General features: G+C 66.3%; 22 protein-coding genes and 3 tRNA genes. 11 read left to right on the top strand and 14 right to left on the bottom strand.

Annotated elements, in window-relative coordinates:
- Positions 1–4: 4 nt before the first annotated feature.
- Positions 5–616: a DinB family protein gene (locus AT701_RS07075; RefSeq protein WP_003892744.1), complete on the top strand. Its 612-nt coding sequence runs from the start codon at positions 5–7 to the stop codon at positions 614–616.
- A gap of 4 nt (positions 617–620) precedes the next feature.
- On the opposite strand, the gene AT701_RS07070 is transcribed toward AT701_RS07075, so the two are convergent.
- Positions 621–1,220: a TetR/AcrR family transcriptional regulator gene (locus AT701_RS07070; protein ID WP_003892743.1), complete on the bottom strand. Its 600-nt coding sequence runs from the start codon at positions 1,218–1,220 to the stop codon at positions 621–623.
- 92 nt (positions 1,221–1,312) lie between these two features.
- Here AT701_RS07070 and AT701_RS07065 point away from each other — a divergent pair, with 92 nt between their 5' ends.
- The 7 genes from AT701_RS07065 to AT701_RS07035 all read left to right on the top strand — a co-directional run bounded on the left by AT701_RS07065 (position 1,313) and on the right by AT701_RS07035 (position 8,876).
- A complete protein-coding gene (locus AT701_RS07065) occupies positions 1,313–2,311 on the top strand; it encodes an oxygenase MpaB family protein (RefSeq protein ID WP_301349387.1) in 999 nt (332 codons plus the stop codon).
- 64 nt (positions 2,312–2,375) lie between these two features.
- The gene (locus AT701_RS07060) at positions 2,376–3,797 is read left to right on the top strand and encodes an ABC1 kinase family protein (protein ID WP_011727618.1); all 1,422 of its coding nucleotides are present in this window, start codon (positions 2,376–2,378) and stop codon (positions 3,795–3,797) included.
- Positions 3,797–4,714, top strand: a complete 918-nt coding sequence (locus tag AT701_RS07055) for an alpha/beta fold hydrolase (protein ID WP_003892740.1) — start codon at positions 3,797–3,799, stop codon at positions 4,712–4,714. Before AT701_RS07060 ends, AT701_RS07055 begins: the two co-directional genes overlap by 1 nt.
- Positions 4,715–4,893: 179 nt before the next feature.
- On the top strand, positions 4,894–5,766 hold the full coding sequence (gene pcaA, locus AT701_RS07050) for a cyclopropane-fatty-acyl-phospholipid synthase (RefSeq protein ID WP_003892739.1): 873 nt from the start codon (positions 4,894–4,896) through the stop codon (positions 5,764–5,766).
- 192 nt (positions 5,767–5,958) lie between these two features.
- Positions 5,959–6,819: a cyclopropane mycolic acid synthase family methyltransferase gene (locus AT701_RS07045; RefSeq protein ID WP_003892738.1), complete on the top strand. Its 861-nt coding sequence runs from the start codon at positions 5,959–5,961 to the stop codon at positions 6,817–6,819.
- A 124-nt stretch (positions 6,820–6,943) separates the two neighbouring features.
- Positions 6,944–7,639: a YciI family protein gene (locus AT701_RS07040; RefSeq protein WP_058125531.1), complete on the top strand. Its 696-nt coding sequence runs from the start codon at positions 6,944–6,946 to the stop codon at positions 7,637–7,639.
- Positions 7,640–7,646: 7 nt separating this feature from the next.
- Positions 7,647–8,876, top strand: a complete 1,230-nt coding sequence (locus AT701_RS07035; RefSeq protein WP_058125530.1) for an RNA polymerase sigma factor — start codon at positions 7,647–7,649, stop codon at positions 8,874–8,876.
- A 73-nt stretch (positions 8,877–8,949) separates the two neighbouring features.
- Here AT701_RS07035 and rplA read toward each other — a convergent pair whose 3' ends face one another.
- The 13 genes from rplA to AT701_RS06970 all read right to left on the bottom strand — a co-directional run bounded on the left by rplA (position 8,950) and on the right by AT701_RS06970 (position 15,486).
- Positions 8,950–9,657 (bottom strand): 50S ribosomal protein L1, encoded by a 708-nt coding sequence (gene rplA / locus AT701_RS07030; protein WP_003892735.1) that lies wholly within the window; start codon positions 9,655–9,657, stop codon positions 8,950–8,952.
- A gap of 65 nt (positions 9,658–9,722) precedes the next feature.
- Positions 9,723–10,151, bottom strand: coding sequence for a 50S ribosomal protein L11 (gene rplK / locus AT701_RS07025; RefSeq protein ID WP_003892734.1), 429 nt, complete (start codon positions 10,149–10,151; stop codon positions 9,723–9,725).
- Positions 10,152–10,218: 67 nt separating this feature from the next.
- Positions 10,219–11,070: a transcription termination/antitermination protein NusG gene (nusG, locus tag AT701_RS07020; RefSeq protein WP_058125529.1), complete on the bottom strand. Its 852-nt coding sequence runs from the start codon at positions 11,068–11,070 to the stop codon at positions 10,219–10,221.
- A 26-nt stretch (positions 11,071–11,096) separates the two neighbouring features.
- Positions 11,097–11,531, bottom strand: a complete 435-nt coding sequence (gene secE / locus AT701_RS07015; protein ID WP_011727615.1) for a preprotein translocase subunit SecE — start codon at positions 11,529–11,531, stop codon at positions 11,097–11,099.
- 84 nt (positions 11,532–11,615) lie between these two features.
- A tRNA-Trp gene (locus AT701_RS07010) sits at positions 11,616–11,688 on the bottom strand.
- 172 nt (positions 11,689–11,860) lie between these two features.
- Entirely contained in the window at positions 11,861–12,370 is a 510-nt protein-coding gene (hadC, locus tag AT701_RS07005) for a (3R)-hydroxyacyl-ACP dehydratase subunit HadC (protein WP_003892731.1), read from the bottom strand.
- A 9-nt stretch (positions 12,371–12,379) separates the two neighbouring features.
- Entirely contained in the window at positions 12,380–12,808 is a 429-nt protein-coding gene (gene hadB / locus AT701_RS07000; RefSeq protein ID WP_058125528.1) for a (3R)-hydroxyacyl-ACP dehydratase subunit HadB, read from the bottom strand.
- Complete coding sequence (gene hadA, locus AT701_RS06995) at positions 12,795–13,271, bottom strand: (3R)-hydroxyacyl-ACP dehydratase subunit HadA (protein WP_058125527.1); 477 nt, start codon at positions 13,269–13,271, stop codon at positions 12,795–12,797. The genes hadB and hadA overlap by 14 nt, the downstream gene beginning before the upstream one ends.
- A gap of 10 nt (positions 13,272–13,281) precedes the next feature.
- The gene (gene rpmG, locus AT701_RS06990; protein ID WP_003881823.1) at positions 13,282–13,449 is read right to left on the bottom strand and encodes a 50S ribosomal protein L33; all 168 of its coding nucleotides are present in this window, start codon (positions 13,447–13,449) and stop codon (positions 13,282–13,284) included.
- Between the two features lie 36 nt (positions 13,450–13,485).
- Positions 13,486–13,559: transfer RNA gene (locus AT701_RS06985), tRNA-Met, on the bottom strand.
- A gap of 38 nt (positions 13,560–13,597) precedes the next feature.
- A tRNA-Thr gene (locus AT701_RS06980) sits at positions 13,598–13,670 on the bottom strand.
- A gap of 119 nt (positions 13,671–13,789) precedes the next feature.
- Positions 13,790–15,025, bottom strand: coding sequence for a nitric oxide dioxygenase (locus AT701_RS06975; protein ID WP_011727613.1), 1,236 nt, complete (start codon positions 15,023–15,025; stop codon positions 13,790–13,792).
- The gene (locus tag AT701_RS06970) at positions 15,025–15,486 is read right to left on the bottom strand and encodes an RrF2 family transcriptional regulator (RefSeq protein ID WP_011727612.1); all 462 of its coding nucleotides are present in this window, start codon (positions 15,484–15,486) and stop codon (positions 15,025–15,027) included. The genes AT701_RS06975 and AT701_RS06970 overlap by 1 nt, the downstream gene beginning before the upstream one ends.
- Positions 15,487–15,613: 127 nt before the next feature.
- Between AT701_RS06970 and AT701_RS06965 the strand changes: the two genes are divergently transcribed.
- From AT701_RS06965 to AT701_RS06955, 3 genes are all read left to right on the top strand, one after another.
- A complete protein-coding gene (locus AT701_RS06965) occupies positions 15,614–16,351 on the top strand; it encodes an MBL fold metallo-hydrolase (RefSeq protein ID WP_003892726.1) in 738 nt (245 codons plus the stop codon).
- A 242-nt stretch (positions 16,352–16,593) separates the two neighbouring features.
- Entirely contained in the window at positions 16,594–17,586 is a 993-nt protein-coding gene (locus AT701_RS06960) for a phospholipase effector Tle1 domain-containing protein (protein ID WP_011727610.1), read from the top strand.
- A 58-nt stretch (positions 17,587–17,644) separates the two neighbouring features.
- Complete coding sequence (locus tag AT701_RS06955) at positions 17,645–18,502, top strand: DUF8453 domain-containing protein (protein ID WP_011727609.1); 858 nt, start codon at positions 17,645–17,647, stop codon at positions 18,500–18,502.
- Positions 18,503–18,507: the final 5 nt, after the last annotated feature.

Below are 18,507 nucleotides of genomic sequence, written 5' to 3'. Positions count from 1 at the left end.
ACACATGCCCGGTATGCCACCGCCCGCCGCCGACGAACGACAGACCCTGATCAACTTCCTCGAGTTCCAGCAGAACGCGTTCTTCGCCGCGGCCTACGGCCTGACCGACGAACAGGCGCGGTCGACGCCGTCGGTGAGCGCGCTGTCGATCGGCGGCCTGGTCAAGCACGCGGCCGGGGTTCAGAAAGGCTGGACCGACCGTGCCACGTACGCGCCCGATTCGCCGCCACCGGATCCACGCCCGATGGAGGAGCAGATGGCCGAGTACGCCGATCAGTACTCGATGCGCGACGACGAGACCATCGCGGACCTCCTCGACGCCCTCAAGGCCCAGAACGCCGAAACACTCAGGGTTTTCGCCGAGAAGGATCTCGACGCCCCGGTGCCCGTCCCCCGCAACGTGCCGTGGTTCCCCGCCGACATCGACCACTGGACGGTGCGTTGGGTGGTCATGCACCTCATCGAGGAGCTCAGCAGGCACGCCGGGCACGCCGACATCATCCGCGAGTCGATCGACCGGGCCACGATGTACGAGTTGATGGCCGCGGCCGAGGAGTGGCCCGAGACCGACTGGATCAGGCGCTGGCGGCCCAGCGCGTCGGCGCCGACGGCGTAGCCGGTCAGCGCCCCAGGACCAGTCGCAGCGCGTGGTCGACGACGGCGTCGAGGTCGTCGCCCAGGTTGCCGGCCAGCCACTGCTGGGCGAGTTCGGCCATGGCACCGGTGTACATGGCCGCACCGACCTGGGCGGCGACCGGGTCCGAGCCCGGATTGAGCCGCCCACCCTCGCTGAGCACGGCCTCGCGCAGCAGGTCCTGGGTCACGGCGCGACGCTGGGCCAGCACCGGGTTGGCCCTGGCGTCGGTGAACAGCACACGTCCGCGCCGCGGATCGGCGGAACTGAAACCGAGCACCGCGGCGATGCCCGCGCGGGTCCTGGCCCGCAGCGAGTTCCCGGCGCCTTCCATCGCGGCTTCGACGTCGGCCGCCAGCAGGGCGCTGACCTCGTCGTACACCGCGCCGATGAGATCGTCGGTGTCGGCGAAGCTCTCGTAGAAGTACCGCGTGTTCAGGCCGCACTCGCGGCACACCGACCGCACCGACAACGCGGTCTCGCCGCCGTCGCCGAACAGCCGGAACGCCGCGTCGACCAGCAGCGCACGGCGCTCGGCGCGGCGGTCCGTCAGTGGAACGCCGGCCCATCGGGTCGGGGTCGTCACGGCTACAGCGTATGTCTGGTCACACCCGTATCCAAAATGTATGGTTGGTTACAGCCGTGACCAGATCTGCATGAGGGAGCACGCCGGTGTTCATGCCGCACGAGTTCGTCGGACAGTGGCTCAACCAGAAGTTCGACAAGGACATCCGCAGGAACTATTTCCGCGGTATGCAGTTCGCCGAACCCAAGGGGGACCCGGGCTGGTTCGGGCCGGGCAGCGCGGTGTGGCACGTCCACTCGCACCTGCACGCGCTGATCTTCGGCCTGCAGTGCGCGGCCTACATGGAAAGGCTCGACCCCTCCATCTACTGGATGGGCATGCACCACTCGCGCCTGGTGGAGCGCGACGAGAACGGCGTCGCGGTCCCGAAGATCGATCCCGCGGGCGCCGCGGTGCGCCTCGGGCACTCGATCGCGTTCTTCATCGGCACCGCGTACGGATCCACCGAGACCGCCGAGCGCCTGGCCAAGACCGTGCGCGCCATGCACCACACCATCAAGGGCGTGCGCCCCGACGGCGCGGCGTATGACGCCGACGATCCGGACTGGCTGCGCTGGAACTACGCGACGGTGGTCTGGGGTCTCGCGACGGCCCACGAGCTGTATCACCCACAACCGTTGCGCGGCAAGAAGATCGACAAATACTACGGTGAATTCGTGCGCGTCGGGCAGGCGCTCGGCGGCACCGACCTGCCGACCACCAAAGCCGAGACGCTCGACTGCCTCGAGTCCTACCTGCCGCGCCTTGCGCTGACCCACGGCGCGTCGATGGCCACGGGCGCGAACCTGCCGATGCCACAGGCCGCGATCGACTGGGCCATTCGCGACACCATGCCCAGGTGGGCCATGGAGTTGATTCAGCACAAGTCGCCCAACATCATCGAACGCACGGCGCGGCGCAGCCTGGTGTGGTCCATCATCAACGGACTGGAGTTCACGACGGGCCCGACGCCCGAGTTCAAGCAGGCCCAGGAGCGGGTGGCCGACGGCATCGACCCCGATCTGGCGCCGCACACGTGGCCCACGTACGTCCCCGGCACCGACCCGATGTTGAGCCGTGACGAGGTCGAGAAGAGCTTCGCATCGGTGTGAATCGCGGTGTGATGCGCGGCACAGGCATTTTTGGCCGCACCCCGGGCTTTGAGACACTGCAAACATGAGCACTACGCCGGCGAAAACCAAGCATCGCGAGGTGGCCAGGCTGGACCGCGTGCCGCTCCCGGCCGAGGCCGCGCGCATCGGCGCGACCGGATGGCAGATCACCCGCACCGGGGCCCGCGTCGCGGCCAACATCTTCGGCCGCGGATCTCTTCAGCAGAAGATCGTCAAGCAGGTTCCCAAAACCTTCTCCGACCTGGGACCCACCTACGTCAAGTTCGGGCAGATCATCGCGTCGAGCCCCGGCGCCTTCGGCGAACCTTTGAGCCGCGAGTTCCGCGGCCTGCTGGACCGGGTGCCTCCGGCGAACCCGGACGAGGTGCAGAAGCTGATCCGCGAGGAACTCGGTGACGATCCGCACAAGCTGTTCAAGACGTTCGACGACACGCCGTTCGCCTCGGCCTCCATCGCGCAGGTCCACTACGCCACGCTGCACAGCGGCGAGGAGGTCGTCGTCAAGATCCAGCGCCCGGGCATCCGGCGCCGCGTGGCCGCCGACCTGCAGATCCTCAAGCGCGGGGCACGTCTGGTCGAATTCGCCAAGCTGGGTCAGCGGTTGAGCGCGCAGGACGTCGTCGCCGACTTCGCCGACAACCTCGCCGAGGAACTCGACTTCCGGCTCGAGGCCCAGTCGATGGACGCCTGGGTGGCGCACATGCACGCCTCGCCGCTGGGCGCCAACATCCGCGTCCCCACGGTGTACTGGGACCTGACCAGCGAGCGCGTGCTGACCATGGAACGCATCACCGGTGTGCGCATCGACGACGTGGCCGCGATCCGCAAGAAGGGTTTCGACGGCACCGAACTGGTCAAGGCCCTGCTGTTCAGCGTGTTCGAGGGCGGCCTGCGGCACGGCCTGTTCCACGGCGACCTGCACGCGGGCAACCTCTACGTCGACGACGACGGCAAGATCGTGTTCTTCGACTTCGGCATCATGGGCCGCATCGATCCGCGCACGCGCTGGCTGCTGCGTGAACTGGTGCACGCCCTGCTGGTCAAGAAGGACCACGCCGCGGCGGGCAAGATCGTGGTGCTGATGGGCGCGGTCGGCACCGTCAAACCCGAGGGCCAGGCCGCCAAGGACCTCGAGGCGTTCGCCACGCCGCTGACCATGAAGTCGCTCGGCGACATGTCCTACGCCGAGATCGGCAGGCAGCTCTCGGCCCTGGCCGACGCCTACGACGTCAAGCTGCCCCGCGAGCTCGTGCTGATCGGCAAGCAGTTCCTCTACGTCGAGCGCTACATGAAGTTGCTCGCGCCCAAGTGGCAGATGATGAGCGATCCGCAGCTCACCGGTTACTTCGCCAACTTCATGGTCGAGGTGAGCCGGGAGCACAAGGAGATCGACGACGTCGACGAGATCCCAGACATCCCCGAGACCGGAACCGAGACGCAGGCGCCCAGCGGGGACAAGGCCTGATGCAGACCCGCACCGGGCTCGCGCGCGCCGGCGACGCCGACCACCCGATCGACCTCTTCTACGAGGACATGGGTGATCCCGGCGATCCTGCGGTCCTGTTGATCATGGGTCTGGGTGCGCAGATGCTGATGTGGCGTACCGAGTTCTGCGAGAAACTCGTCGATCAGGGGTTGCGCGTCATCCGGTTCGACAACCGCGACGTCGGCCTGTCGACGAAACTGTCGGGGCAGCGTGTCGATTCGCCGCTCGCCCTGCGGATGGCGCGCTCGTTCCTCGGTAAGCGCAGCCCCGCGGTGTACACGCTCGAGGACATGGCCGACGACGCTGCGGCCCTGCTCGACCACTTGGAGATCGACCGCGCGCACATCGTCGGTGGGTCCATGGGCGGCATGATCGCCCAGGTGTTCGCGTCGCAGCACGCGGCCCGCACCGAGACCCTCGGGGTGATCTTCTCCAGCAACAACCAGGCGCTCCTCCCGCCGCCCGGAATCAGACAGCTGCTGTCGCTGATCACCGGACCGCCTGCCGACGCGTCGCGAGATGCCGTGCTGGACAACGCCGTTCGACTCAGCAGGCTCAACGGCAGCCCGGCGTACCCGCGCTCCGAAGAGGAGATCCGGGCCGAGGCCGCCGAACTGTACGACCGCGCGTACTACCCCGCAGGCATCGCCCGCCATTTCGCCGCGATCCTGGGCAGCGGCAGCCTGCGTCATCACAACGAACGCGTCACCGCGCCCACCGTGGTGATCCACGGACGCGCCGACCGGTTGATGCCTCCGTCGGGCGGGCGCGCGATCGCCAATGCGATCCGGGGTGCGCGCATGGTGCTCATCGACGGGATGGGTCACGAACTTCCCGAGCCGGTGTGGGACGAGGTCATCGGCGAGCTCAAGACAAACTTTGCCGTGGTGGGTTGATCACCGGCCCGATTTCGTTGCTGTCGCAACATTTTCGGCGCGTTTCCGTACCGGATCGCCGCTGAGCACTCGCCCGCCGGCGGTACCCCGGTCTACGCTGTGCAACAGTCTGGGGGGACGGTCGGGCCAATGGGGGTTCGATGCTGCCCCCCGGTTTCTCCGCCGAGAGGTGCACGTCAGTGACCAAGCAGCCCGGAAAGCTACAACCACACTTCGACGAGGTCCAAGCTCATTACGACCTGTCGGACGACTTCTTCGCGCTGTTCCTCGACCCGTCGAGAACCTACAGCTGCGCGTATTTCGAGCGCGACGACATGACGCTGGAAGAAGCCCAGCTCGCCAAGATCGACCTGTCGCTGGGCAAGCTGGGCCTGCAGCCGGGGATGACCCTGCTCGATGTCGGATGCGGTTGGGGTGCAACGATGTTGCGCGCACTCGAGCGCTATGACGTCAACGTCGTCGGGCTGACACTGAGCCGCAATCAGCAGGCGCACGTCGAGCGCCGCTTCTCCGAGTCATCCAGTCCCCGCACCAAGCGCGTGCTGCTCGCGGGCTGGGAGGAGTTCGACGAACCGGTGGACCGCATCGTGTCGATCGGAGCGTTCGAGCATTTCGGTCACGAGCGGTACGACGACTTCTTCCGGTTCGCGCATCGCGTGCTACCCGACGACGGCGTGATGCTGTTGCACACCATCACGGGCATCCACCCGAAGCACGCGCAGGAGCTGGGTGTGCCGCTGACCTTCGAGATGGCGCGGTTCATCAGGTTCATCGTCACCGAGATCTTCCCCGGTGGGCGGCTGCCGACCGTCGACATGGTGATCGACCACGCGACCCGCGCGTCGTTCACGCTGGAACGCAGGCAGTCGCTGCAACTGCATTACGCCCGCACGCTGGACATGTGGGCCGCCGCGCTCGAATCCCACCACGACGATGCTGTGCGAATCCAGTCGCAGGAGGTCTACGACCGGTACATGCACTACCTCACGGGTTGCGCCAACGCGTTCCGCGTCGGCTATATCGACGTCAACCAGTTCACCCTGGCGAAGTAGCGGCTCTTCAGATTCGCTATGCGGGACCTGCCCCGACACGATAATTGCAGGCCCACCATCGATATTTCTTGATCATTCGAGACAATTTTATTTGCCCGGTTTTTCTGACGCGAGTCGAGTCTCACCTGCGGGTTCCTACTGTAGGCTGGCGACTCGGCGGGGTGACCACTGAGGCTTGGAGCAATTCGATATATGTCTAAATTGACACCCAAATACGAAGAACTGCAGTCGATCTACGACATTTCGAACGAGTTTTACGAGCTGTTCCTGGGCCCCACCATGGGCTACACGTGCGGTTATTTCGAGCGCGACGACATGACGGGCGACGAGGCCCAGATCGCGAAGTTCGACCTCGCGCTCGGCAAGCTCGGCCTGGAACCCGGCATGACACTGCTCGACATCGGTTGCGGCTGGGGCGCCTGCATGGCCCGCGCGGCCGAGAAGTACGACGTCAACGTCATCGGCCTGACGCTCAGCGGTGAACAGCGTGAATACGCCATCGAAAAGCTGTCCAAGGTGCCCACCGACCGCAAGCTCGAGGTCCGCCTGCAGGGCTGGGAAGAGTTCGACGAGAAGGTCGACCGCATCGTGTCGATCGGCGCCTTCGAGCACTTCGGATTCGAGCGCTATCCCGCGTTCTTCGACATGGCCTACAACGCGCTGCCCGACGACGGCGTCATGCTGCTGCACAACATCACCGGGTTCGACCTGCGCGAAGGCCAGAAGCTCGGCCTGCACATGACATTCGAGGACGCCCGGTTCGCGCGCTTCATCATGACCGAGATCTTCCCCGGCGGCCGTCTGCCGTCAGTGGTCATGGAGCAGGAGAAGGCGATCGAGGCCGGCTTCAAGCTCACCCAGCTGCAGGAGATCGGCCCGCACTACGTCCGCACGCTCAAGATCTGGGCCGACGCGCTCGAGGCGAACAAGGACGAGGCCATCGCGATCCAGGGCCAAGAGGTCTACGACCGCTACGACAAGTACCTCAACGGCTGCCAGAAGTACTTCGCCTCGGGCCACATCAGCGTCCACCAGTTCACGCTGCAGAAGTAAATTTGTCTGCTCGGCAGGAGAAACTCGGCAGGAGAAAGTTGTCGCATTGAGCGGGTGCCGTTCGTCGCACAGGTAGAGAGTGGAACCGACAGGGTTCCGCTCCTGACCGGAGGAGACGACGACAATGCTCTACTTCGCCCTGATGAAGAGCAACGAGAGCCAGCGCACGCCCGAGAAGGCCGCCGAGGGATTCGCGGCGTTCCAGGCGTTCCATGCCAAGGCGGCCTCGGCGCTGCTGGCCGGTGACGCGCTCGCGCCTGGCTCGCGCGCCGTGCGTATCGAGGGCGGTCCCGACGCGCCGGTGGTCACCGACGGCCCGTTCGCCGAGGCCTCTGAGATCGCGTGCGGCTACTACGTACTCGAAGCGGACAATCTGGACGACGCACTGGCGCTGGCCCGTGAGATCCCCGTGGCCGCGTTCGGCGCCGTCGAGATCTGGCCGATCGTGCACTTCCAGGCGCCCACGCAGCCCATCGGCAACGACTGGCTGGCGCTGCTTCTCGAACCGCCGGAGAACACCCGCACCCCGGGCACCGACGAGTGGAACGAACTCGCGGGCCGGCACATCGAACTCAGCAGCACCATCGGTGACCGGACGCTCGCCGGGGCGCCGTTGCATCCGCCGTCGACCGCCACCACGGTGCGTGTGCGCGACGGCGAGGTGATGATCACCGACGGGCCGTACATCGAAGGCGCCGAGGTCGCCAACGGCTTCTACGTGTTGCGCGCCCCGGACCGCGATGAGGCGGTCAAACTCGCGTCGATGTTGCCGGCCTCGGCCGTGGAGTTGCGCCAACTTGCCGGTGTATCGGGCCTGTAGGTCGCCGATGGCCGAGCTGGACAGCGTCTTCCGGCGGGAGTGGGGGCCTACGGTCGCGACGATCGCGCGCTGGTCGGGTGATCTCGCGCTCGCCGAAGACGCTGTCCAGGAGGCCTGTGCGCACGCCGTGCAGGCGTGGGCCGACGGGCTGCCTGACAATCCGGGCGCCTGGCTCACCACCGTCGCCCGCAACCGTGCCCTGGACCGGCTGCGACGTGAATCCCAGCGCACCGGAAGGGAATACGCCGCGGTGTACGAGGACATGACAGCACGCGCCGACACCGAGCTGCACCCGGTACGCGACGACCAACTGCGCATGATGTTCACGTGCGCGCACCCCGCACTGGACCGGGCCTCACAACTCGCGCTGACCCTGCGGCTGATCTCCGGGCTCACCGCGGCCGAGATCGCGCGTGCGCTGTTGCAGTCGGAGACCGCGGTACGGCAGCGGATCACGCGGGCCAAGAACAAGATTCGCAAGGCCAACATCCCGCTGCGCGTTCCGCCGGCCGAACTGCTGCCCGAGCGCACCCCGCACGTGCTCGCGTGCATCTATTCGGTGTTCACCGAGGGCTACTGGTCCACGGCGGGCCCGTCGGCGATCCGCGATGAACTGTGCGACGAGGGTGTGCGCCTGGCCGCAGAACTGTGCGCGCTGCTGCCCGACGACCGCGACGCGCATGCGTTGTCAGCGCTTGTGCTGCTTCACGATTCGCGACGGAGCACCCGCACCGACCACACCGGCGCCCTCATCCCGCTCGACGAGCAGGACCGTACCCGGTGGGATCGCGGCCGGATCGCGCGCGGTCTGGATCAGCTGCGCCTCGCCGAGGGTGCGACGGGTGCCTATCTGCCGCAGGCCGTGATCGCGGCCGTGCACGCCACCGCACCCGGCTGGCAGGCCACCGACTGGTCCACGATCTGCCTGGCCTACGACCGTCCGCTGCAGCAGGCCGACTCCCCCGTCGTCCGCGCAAATCGTGTGCTGGCCATCGGCTTTCGCGACGGTCACGCGGCGGGCCTGGCGGCGCTCGACGAGGTCGCCGACGATCCTCTGCTCGCCAGGAGCAACACCGTCGCGGTGATACGCGCGGATCTGTTGCGTCGCGCCGGGCGCACCGGCGAGGCAATCCACTGGTATGGCGTCGCTCTGGAGCACCACGCGATCAACGAACCGGCCGCGGCGTTCCTGCGTCGTCGGCTCGCCGAATGTGAATCCGCAACGGCGGCAAACTGACCGCCCAAAAGAAGAACTGCCCCTCTTCCGAAGAAGAGGGGCAGTTCTTCGCGAGTGAACTCGCGGAAAGAGATCAGGCCTCGGTGAAGTTCCGGGTGACCGAGGGGTCGACCGGGATGCCCGGGCCGGTGGTCGTCGAGACGGTCACCTTCTTGAGGTAACGGCCCTTGGACGACGACGGCTTGGCGCGCAGAACCTCGTCGAGCGCCGCGCCGTAGTTCTCGGCCAGCTTGGTCTCGTCGAACGACGCCTTGCCGATGATGAAGTGCAGGTTGGCCTGCTTGTCGACGCGGAAGTTGATCTTGCCGCCCTTGATGTCCTGCACAGCCTTGGCCACATCGGGGGTGACGGTGCCGGTCTTGGGGTTCGGCATCAGGCCACGCGGGCCGAGCACGCGGGCGATACGGCCGACCTTGGCCATCTGGTCCGGTGTGGCGATCGCGGCGTCGAAGTCCAGGAAGCCGCCCTGGATCTTCTCGATCAGGTCGTCGCTGCCGACGATGTCGGCGCCTGCGGCCTGGGCCTGCTCGGCCTTCTCACCGACGGCGAACACCGCGACGCGCGCGGTCTTACCGGTGCCGTGGGGCAGGTTGACGGTGCCGCGGACCATCTGGTCGGCCTTGCGGGGGTCGACGCCGAGGCGGATGGCAACCTCGACGGTGGCGTCCTGCTTCTTGGAGGAGGTCTCCTTGGCCAGTTTCGCGGCTTCCAGCGGCGTGTAGAGCTTGGTCCGGTCGACCTTCTCCGCGGCCTCGCGGTATGCCTTGCTGTTCTTGCTCATTGTGAGTCCAATCGTGTCGTTGGAGTCGTGGTGCGGGCCGAAGCCAGCCCTCCCACGGAAATGTCTTACTCGACCGTGATGCCCATCGACCGGGCGGTGCCGGCGATGATCTTGGCTGCGGCGTCGATGTCGTTGGCGTTGAGATCTGCCTTCTTGGTCTCGGCGATCTCGCGCACCTGATCCCAGGTCACCTTGGCAACCTTGGTCTTGTGCGGCTCGCCCGAGCCCTTCTGCACACCAGCGGCCTTGAGCAGCAGCTTGGCGGCGGGCGGGGTCTTCAGGGCGAAAGTGAAGCTGCGGTCCTCGTAGACGGTGATCTCCACGGGGATGACGTTTCCGCGCTGCGACTCGGTCGCGGCGTTGTACGCCTTGCAGAACTCCATGATGTTGACGCCGTGCTGGCCGAGCGCAGGACCGACCGGCGGGGCGGGGTTTGCCTGTCCAGCCTGGATCTGCAGCTTGATCAGCCCGGCGACCTTCTTCTTCGGGGCCATCCGTGTTGTTCCTTTACCTTGCTCATCCAAGGGCGCGAAGCGCCCCTTGTTTCTAGCCGTGAACCGGCTAAATCTTTGCGACCTGGTTGAAGGTCAGTTCGACCGGCGTCTCGCGACCGAAGATCGACACCAGCACCTTGAGCTTCTGCTGCTCGGCGTTGACCTCGCTGATCGAGGCGGGCAGCGTCGCGAACGGGCCGTCCATGACGGTGACCGACTCGCCGACCTCGAAGTCGACGAGGATCTCGGGACGCTCCAGCGTGGCCTCGGTGGAGGCGGCGGACGCAGCGGCGGCCGCGGCCTTGCCGGGCTTCTTCGCCGCGCCCTGCGGCAGCAGGAACTTGACGACGTCGTCGAGCGACAGCGGCGACGGACGCGAGGTGGCGCCGACGAATCCGGTCACACCCGGGGTGTTGCGCACCGCGCCCCACGACTCGTCGTTGAGCTCCATGCGCACCAGGATGTAGCCCGGCAGCACCTTGCGGTTGACCTGCTTGCGCTGGCCGTTCTTGATCTCGGTGACCTCTTCGGTGGGCACCTCGACCTGGAAGATGTAGTCGCCCACATCCAGGTTCTGCACGCGGGTCTCGAGGTTGGCCTTCACCTTGTTCTCGTAACCGGCGTAGGAGTGGATGACGTACCAGTCGCCGGGCTTGAGGCGCAGCTCCTTCTTGAGCGCGACGGCCGGGTCCTCGTCCTCGTCGGCGGGAGCAGCCTCGCCCTCGCCCTCCGAAGACTCCGAAGCCTCGGCACCCTCCGAAGCCTCGGCAGCCTCGCCGGCCTCCTCGGCAGCGTCGGCGCCCTCGGTTTCGGCCGCGTCAGACTCAACGGCCTCAGACTCGGTGGTCTCGGCAGCTTCGACGGCCTCAGACTCAGCGGTCTCGTCGGCGAACGTCTCGTCGCCGTCGAACGTGGTCACGTTGTCAGTCCTCTCTCAAATCTCGGTCAGGTGCCGAACACCAGCGACACCAGTCGCGCCAGTCCGTAATCCGCGCCGGCGATCAGCGCCACCATGAACACCAGGAAGACCAGCACCACCGTGGTGTAGCTGACCATCTGCTTACGGTTCGGCCAGATCACCTTGCGGAGTTCGGCAACAACCTGCTTGAGGTAGTTGACGACGAACATGATCGGGTTCCGCGAAGGTCCGGAGGCGTCCTTCTTGACCTTCTTCGCCTTACCGCCCGCCTCGACGGCGGCAGCTGCCTCGGCGGCGGTCTCGGGCTCGTCGGTGCTCTCGGCCACGCCGCGACGTGCCCGCTTTCCGGTCGGCCGCAGCGGCCGGGTCACCACCGCGGTCTGTCCGCGGGTCTCACCAGTGCCGTCAGTGTCCGTGCCCGTGTCGTCTGCGGAGCCGGCACCTTCGCGCTCGTCGCTCACCGCATACTCCGTTCCTCTTCATAGCGGACTGGTTCGTCCAGGTCACCTTCCAGTGTCCACACACTGTCCAGTATTCAGTTTGAGCAGGGGCGACAGGACTTGAACCTGCAACCTGCGGTTTTGGAGACCGCTGCTCTGCCAATTGAGCTACGCCCCTTCAGCGACGACATGTTGGCACTGTCATCACATCATGGTCAGGGCTCACACAATTCGCGCGCTCCCCGTTCGCTTTGCGGAGCGGAACGGAAGCGCGCTGAAATGGGAAAAACCCCGAGTGCCGAGTGTACCCCGGCGTGGGTGTCAACTACTAATCGCCTCGTCAACCCCGTTCACTCACCGATGGCCTTGCGGATCACCTGGCCGGTTTCCGGGTCCCACTTGACCGAGATGGAGTTGTCGCCCTCGTGGCCCATGAGGGTGGTGTAGGCCTCGAGCACGACCTCACCGTCGTCGTTGGTGCAGATGTTGCGGGTGACGACGATGTCGGCGCCGAAGCGCTCCTCGTGCGACATGATCTCCATGACCGCGTGCAGCTGATCGCCGGCCAGCAGCGGCTTGTGGTAGATGAACTTCTGGTCCACCTGCACGATCTGCATGGTCTGCATGCCGACGTCGACGTGCATGAAGAAGTGCTGCTGCACCAGCAGTGCCAGGGTCGACGCGAAGGTCAGGGGTGCGACCAGCGCGGGGTGCCCGAGTTCGGCGGCCGCGGCCTCGTCGTGGCTGGCCGGGTCCATGGCCTTGACGGCCTTGGCGTACTGGCGGATCTGCTCGCGCCCGATGAGGAACGGGTCCGGGTACTTCCAGACCATTCCCTTGATGTCAGTCTTGAGCGCCATACCGGCCTCCTAGGCGAGTCGTGCGGTGGCGACGGCGCGCCCGAAGATCTTCTTGCCGCCGGCGGTGGCCGAGATCGCGATGGTGACCAGCTTCTCCTCGGCATCGACGGACTTGACCCGGCCGTTGAAGGTGATCTCCGCGCCGACACCGTCGTTGGGAACCGGCACCACGGCGGTGAACCGCACGTTGTACTCGGTGACCGCGGCGGGGTCGCCCACCCAGGAGGTGACGTAGCCGCCGCCGAGGCCCATGGTCAGCATGCCGTGTGCGATCGCGGTGTCGAGACCGACCTGCTTGGCGATCTCGTCGTCCCAGTGGATCGGGTTGAGGTCGCCGGAGACGCCGGCGTAGTTGACCAGATCTCCGCGAGTCAGCGTGATGACTCTTTCCGGCAGGGTGTCCCCGACCTTGACCGAACTGAACTCACGCATAGCCATCAGAAAAACCCTCTTCTCCGTCGCCCGCACGCCCGGCGAGGGTCGTGTAGGCCTCCTGGACAATCTCACCAGCGTCGTTGGTGATTATGTTCTTGGTCACGATGATGTCGGTGCCGTGCGCGCGTCGAACCGCGTGGACGTAGACGTCGCAGTACAAACGGTCACCGGCCTTGATCGGCTTGAAGAACTTCAGTTCCTGGTCGACCTGGACGATCTTGGCCTCACGCACGCCGATGTCGGCGTGATCGAAGAACGCGGACTGCGCCTGATAGCCGAAGATGCAGATGAAAGTGAGTGGCGCGGGCAGGGCGTCATGGCCCAGCTCCGCGGCCGCGTCTTCGTCGTAGAAGTACGTCTCGTCGTTCTTGATCGCGAGTGCATGCTCGCGGATCTTCTCCCGGCCGACTTCATAAAAATCGGGATACCGGTAATGCATCCCGACGATTTTCGACGACAGAGCCACTGGCGTTGGGCTACCGCGACTCTTTGTGCGGCTGATGGGTTCCGCAGTTCGGGCAGAACTTCTTGATCTCGAGCCGGTCGGGATCGTTGCGGCGATTCTTCTTCGTGATGTAGTTCCGGTGCTTGCACACCTCGCACGCCAAGGTGATCTTGGGCCGTACGTCAGTACTGGAGGCCACGTCGACTGCTCTCTTTCACGGTTCTTGTTCGTCCTGTAGCGGTGGGGGGGCTCGATCCCCCGACCTCACGATTATGAGTCGTGCGCTCTAACCAGCTGAGCTACACCGCCCCGATAGACACAGGCGGCGGTCCGCCGCACGTCCACCGAGCCCCCTAACGGAATCGAACCGTTGACCTTTTCCTTACCATGGAAACGCTCTGCCGACTGAGCTAAGGGGGCCTACCTACTTCAGTCCCGCGACTCTCGCCGCGGGGCCTTAAAGAGGGTACAGCCTCCCTGGCGGCCGCACCAAACCGCGGGTTGACGCGGCCGCCAAAGGGGCTTTGACCTGCACAGATCTAATCGAGCAGCCAGTCGTTGGGCGCGAAGAGCTCGCAGTGCACGCGCTCGGCGGGCACCCCGCGGGCGGCCAGTTGACCGCGCACCGCGTCGACGAATCCGGCGCCACCGCACAGGTAGATCTGAGGCTCGACGGGCAGCTCGATGCCGTCGAGGTCGAGCAGCCCGGCGTGCACGCCGGGCATGCCCGCGGTCACGCCGTCCTCGTACCAGATGTCGAGCGACGCCTCGGGCAGCGCGTCGACGAGTTCGCGCTGACGCTCACGCAGCGGATGGGCGGTGTCGCTGCGGTCGGCGTGCAGCACCCGCACGTGCGCGTCCGGACGCTCGGCCGCGAGGTGCTCGAGGATGCCGATCATCGGGGTGATCCCGATGCCTGCCGAGATGAGCATCACCGGGCCGGTCGAGAGGTCGTCGGTGTGCAGGTCGCCGAACGGCAGCGTGACGTCGAGCAGGTCGCCGACGCAGACGTTGTCCCTGATCCAGTTGGACACCTCGCCCGCGGGCTGCGCCGCGGTCGCCTCGACGGGCTTGACCGCGAACGTCAGGTCGGTGGCCCCGGCGACGCTGACCAGGCTGTACTGGCGCAGCTGACGCGCCCCGTCGGGCAGCGTCACCCCAACCGAAACATATTGACCCGGAAGGAAGTTCACGGGTTCGGCGGCGCGGACGGTGACCAGCACGGCGCCGGACGGGTCGTCGACGCGGCCGACCACACGCAGCCTGCGGTACACGTCACCGGGTTCGACGCCGGCCTCGTCGTACAGGTTGCGCTCCAGGGCGATCAGCGTGTCGGCCATGATCCAGAACACCCGGTCCCAGGCCGCCGCGACCTCGGGCGTGACGGTGTCGGCACCCAGCACCGCCACGATCGCGGCGAACAGGTTGTCGTGCACGATCGGGTACTGCTCGGCGGTCACCCCGAGCGACGCGTGCTTGTGGCCGATGCGTGACAGCAGTGCCGCGGGATGCGGCAGGTCCGGGTCTACGAGGTGCTTGGCGAATGTCGCGATCGAGGCCGCGAGCGCGCGCTGCTGTGCACCTTGGGCCTGATTGCCGCGGTTGAACAGGTTGCGCAGCAGTTCGGGGTGGTTGGTGAACAGCCGCCGGTAGAACTCCGAGGTGATGGCGTCGATGTTCGCTCCGATGAGAGGCAGTGTCGCCGAGACGATCTCGGCGTGCTCGGGCTCGAGGTCAACGCGTACGTCGGCGGGCTCGGGCGTGGTGACGGTCATCAGGGGTTCCTTTCGGTGGCGGGTTGCGCTGCGGTGAGTTGCAGCACGATCGGCAGGCTGGGCCCGCCGGTCAGATCGGTGACCGTGTAACGGTCGAGTTCGCGGTAGAAGGCCTCTTTGGCTTCGGCCAGTGCGCGGCGCAGCCGGCACGCGGCGATCAGCGGGCACGGCGCGGCGCCGCCGCACTCGATGACCTCGCGGTCGCCTTCGAGCTCGCGCACCAACCGGCCGATCGATGCGGTGCGGCCCGCCTCGGTGAGTTCGAGTCCGCCGACGCGTCCGCGGCGCGCGTGGACCATGCCCATCTCGACGAGCTTCGAGACGGCCTTGGCGACGTGGTGCTCCGAGGCGTTGGCGCTCTTGGCGATGGTGCGCGTCGTGACCCGCTGATCCTGTGACTCGCCTGCCGACAGCAGCATCAGCGTGCGCAGTCCCAGGTCGGTGAAGCGGGTCAGGTGCATGCCGCTGACGCTAATAAATTCCGCATATCCGATGCGAGTTTTTGGCGTGTGCGGTTAAACACGTGATGACGTGCGGTTTTTAGACCTGCGGGTTCGCGCCAGCGGTACGTGTCAATACTCTTGCGGCATGGCTGAGCGCACGTCTGACCCCGCAGCGAACGACCGCTTCTATTTCCGCCAACTGCTGTCGGGCCGCGACTTCGCGGGCGCCGACCCGATCGCGCAGCAGATGCGCAACTTCGCCTACTTCATCGGCGACCGCGAGACCGGCGAGGCCGTCGTGGTCGACCCGGCATATGCGGCCGACGAGCTCGCCGCCACGCTCGAGGCCGACGGCATGCAACTCGCGGGCGTGCTGGTCACCCACCACCACCCCGACCACGTGGGCGGATCGATGATGGGCTTCACCCTCAAGGGTGTTGCCGAACTGCTCGAACACCGCAGCGTGCCGGTGCACGTCAACTCCCACGAGGCCGACTGGGTCTCGCAGGTCACCGGTATCGCACGCAGCGAGCTGTCGGCCCACGAGCACGGCGACACGATCAGCGTCGGAGCGATCGACATCGAGCTTCTGCACACGCCCGGTCACACGCCGGGCAGCCAGTGCTTCCTGGTCGACGGCCGACTCGTCGCGGGTGACACCCTGTTTCTCGAGGGGTGTGGTCGCACCGACTTTCCTGGCGGCAATGTCGACGACATGTTCCGCAGCCTGCAGGCGCTGGCCAAGCTGCCCGGCGACCCGACGGTCTACCCGGGCCACTGGTACTCGGCCGAGCCGAGCGCGCCGCTTGAGGAAGTGAAGCGCAGCAACTACGTGTATCGCGCGTCGAACCTCGACCAGTGGCGCATGCTGATGGGCGGATGAACCCACTGCCCGATGGCGCATTCAGACGGGCTGTTGCGGAATCCACCGGACGATCGCGCGGATGAGGGACCAATTACCCCGTCTGATCAATCCGTAGCCACGGATTTCGTTGTTCATTCGATTGCCTGCGCAAGAATCCGTCGCAGAAGTATTTTCGAGTAGCGCAATACGCAAGACAGCTGCCCGTGTTATCCGGCAAACTGAAACCTGCAAGCTAGTTGTCGGTTTGGCGGGGGGTCGCCATGAAGAACATCGCGCTCTGCTTCGACCAGTCGGGTGAACAGTCCGCATCGGGCGCCGATACCAACATCAAGGCGCTGTTGGCTTTGCTGGACGACTCCGCTGCACTGACCTGGTACCACTGCGCGCGCAAGCTCCCCGTCTACCGCCGCGTCACTGCCGTCTCCGAGGCGCGCACCGCGGTGGTCGAGGCGTACAACTTCCTGCGCGACGCGTGGAAACCCGGTGACCGGATCTTCCTCTTCGGCGCGGGCACGGGCGGCCACCTGGCGGGTGAACTCGCGAATCTGCTCGGCACCGTCGGACTGGTGCCCGCCACATTCGACGATCCTCTCGGCCTCGTGGACTACGCGCTTTCGACGTACGTGCTCCCACGCACCCCGCGCACCATCTCGGACTGGCACCGCGTCAGCTCCGTGACCGCCGGCCTGCTCGGCGACGGTACGTCGTCCGTGCTAGTGCGGTTCTTGGGACTGTGGGACGCCACCGCGATCCCCGGCACACACGGCGAACCGGGTCTGCTCACCAACGTCGAGCACGGCCGCCACGCGGTCGCGATCGACGCTCCGCACCGCGTGATGCACCACGACGCGCGACTCGACGAGGTGTGGTTCCGCGGATCGCACTGCGATGTGACCGGCGGCCACGGTGCGTGCGCGCCGCTGGCCGAGATCGCACTGGACTGGGTGCTCGACGGCGCGGTCGCCGCGGGATTGCCTGCGCGCGAACGTGATTTCGCCCCCGGCGATGTCGAGGCCCTGGCCGGGTCGTCACCGACTGTCGGGATCCGCCGGTTGCCGTTCGACGCCAGGGTGCACGCGAGCGTCGGCGTGTACCTGCGCTCGCACCCCAAGTACTGGCGCCGTTTCCCTGCTCGCATCGAGTGGGCAGACACCGAATGGTCGGCGCGCGGCGAACGTCTGGCGTCCGCCATATCGCACACCCCAGCAACCGAGGAAGCCACGCGCGAGGAGCTGACCGCCGTCGCGTCCTGAGCAAAGTTTGCTGAGCGGGACCGGTGCCTGCCCGCGACATCCGTGATATAAGCCCTTGGTGGGGATATTCGACTCAATCGCGGATCGGGGGCGCGAGTTGGCTGAGTTCGACCCGGGCACGTGGACTGCGCTCGCAGCGTGGGTGGCGCTCGCCGTCACCGTCATCGCTCTCGTCTATGCGTGGCGTCAATATCTGAAGGCCAAGGAGCGGCGGGCCGAGCTCACCCAGCCGAACGTCTCGATGTTCATGGAGCCCAGCAGTTCTGACTGGCATCTGGTCGAACTCGTCGTCCGCAACTACGGGCAGCGGCCCGCGTACGGGCTGCGGTTCGAGTTCGCCAACCCGCCGACCGTGGGCAAGTACGAGAGCTCCTACGACGACAATTTCGTCGACATCACGCCGCTGAACCTGCCCGCCGAGATCCCGTACCTCGCGCCGAACCAGGAGTGGCGCATCGTGTGGGACTCGGCGCTGGACCGCAAGCAGCTCGGCGAGGCCATCGCGTCGCGGTTCGACGGGGCCATCACGTATTACGACGAGCCGCCCGAGAACGGCAAACCCAGCGGCAGGAAGTTCCGCAACACCGCGGTGCTGGACTGGGCGACCCTGCCCCCGGTCGACCGTATGGAACTGCTCACCACGCACGACCGCGCCCGTCAGGAGAAGCAGAAGCTCGAGCTGTTGCGGGCCGTGCTCGCCTACTACCAGTACGCGGCAAAGGAAACCGACGAGCAGACCCTGCGCACCGAGATCAACCGGGTCAAGGCGCTGGGCAACGAGGTCCGTGAGCGGTGGCGCAGTCGGTACGAGGTCACCGACGATGACGAGGACGACGACGATTTCGACGACGACGATCCCGAGACCGACCTGATCAACCCACCGGTGCGTACCGGCCGCCGCCACCGAGCCGACTGACTCGT

It is taken from the genome of Mycolicibacterium smegmatis (genome assembly GCF_001457595.1).
Taxonomy (GTDB): Bacteria; Actinomycetota; Actinomycetes; order Mycobacteriales; family Mycobacteriaceae; genus Mycobacterium; species Mycobacterium smegmatis.
The sequence above is the reverse complement of the archived record's forward strand: the minus strand, read 5'-3'. Positions and strand labels throughout refer to the sequence as shown.